This is a genomic window from Enterococcus sp. C65 (genome assembly GCF_040887165.1).
GTDB classification, from domain to species: domain Bacteria; phylum Bacillota; class Bacilli; order Lactobacillales; family Enterococcaceae; genus Enterococcus_B; species Enterococcus_B hirae.
In genome coordinates this window covers 1-1,210 of record NZ_JBFOFG010000029.1, presented here as the reverse complement: position 1 = coordinate 1,210, position 1,210 = coordinate 1, and the positions used below count along the sequence as shown (strand labels likewise).

Below are 1,210 nucleotides of genomic sequence, written 5' to 3'. Positions count from 1 at the left end.
TTTTCCATCTGTTTCTACAAATTTAAATGTATCTCCTAGAATTAATTTCTTAAGTGGAGTATCATCAAACATTTTACTCATAATTGTTACTTCACTAGTGTCAAAGTTGCTTAAATCTAGACTTGCTACGCTACCCATACCTTTAAACATATAACCCATAGTTGTTACTTTACTGGTATCAAAGTTGCTTACATCTAAACCTGTTACACTGCTCATACCATAAAACATATAACTCATAGTTGTTACGTTACTGGTATCAAAGCTACTTACATCTAAGCTTGTTACACTGCTCATACCAAAAAACATATAACTCATATCTGTTACTTTACTGGTATCCAGTTGACTTAACCCTTCGATTTCAGTTACATTCGTAAGATCCTTACCACTGGTACTTGTACTAAATAAGTATCTAGAATCTTCCGGAGCAACTACTTTTCCAGCCAAGACAATTTTCTTGATGGCTTTAATATCTACTTTGTCGCTGTTCCATGGTGATTCTTTATAGCCACTTAATTCGCCTGCTTCGATCGTCAATGTTCCTGTGTTTTTATCAAAATTATACGGACTGGTACCCCACCATCCTGTAGCAGAAACATACGTGCCAGCAGTCAAGTCACCGGTGCCATAGTTATTCATGAAATCTTCTGCTGTATAAACCTTCCCTTTGCCATCTTCTCGCTTCCAAGCAGAAGTAAGATTTGCGTTATATCCGTTGTATGTCACAAATTTAAACGTATCTCCTAGAATTAATTTCTTAAGTGGAGTACCACTAAACATAATTCTCATATCTGTTACTTTACTGGTATCGAAGCTACTTAAATCTAGACTTGTTACGTTACTCATATCGTTAAACATCCCAAACATACTTGTTACTTTACTGGTATCAAAGCCACTTATATCTAGACTTGTTACGCTGCTCATATGGGCAAACATTTGAGCCATAGTTGTTACTTTACTGGTATCAAAACCACTTAAATCTAAACTTTTTACGCTACTCATATTGAAAAACATAGAACTCATACTTGTTACTTTACTGGTATCAAAACCACTTAAATCTAAACTTGTTACGTTGCTCATATCGGCAAACATAGAATTCATCCTTGTTACTTTACTAGTATCCAGTTGACTTAACCCTTCGATTTCAGTTAAATTAAGAAATGTACTATTAAATAAGGATCCAGAATTTTCCGGAGCGACTACTTTTCCAGAT

At 34.9% G+C, this 1,210-nt stretch carries 1 protein-coding gene; it reads right to left on the bottom strand.

The window, feature by feature from the left end; translation table 11 throughout:
- Window positions 1-1,210, bottom strand: a 1,210-nt coding sequence (locus AB3I12_RS13295; RefSeq protein WP_368015670.1) for a BspA family leucine-rich repeat surface protein, incomplete at both ends; no start/stop codon positions are given.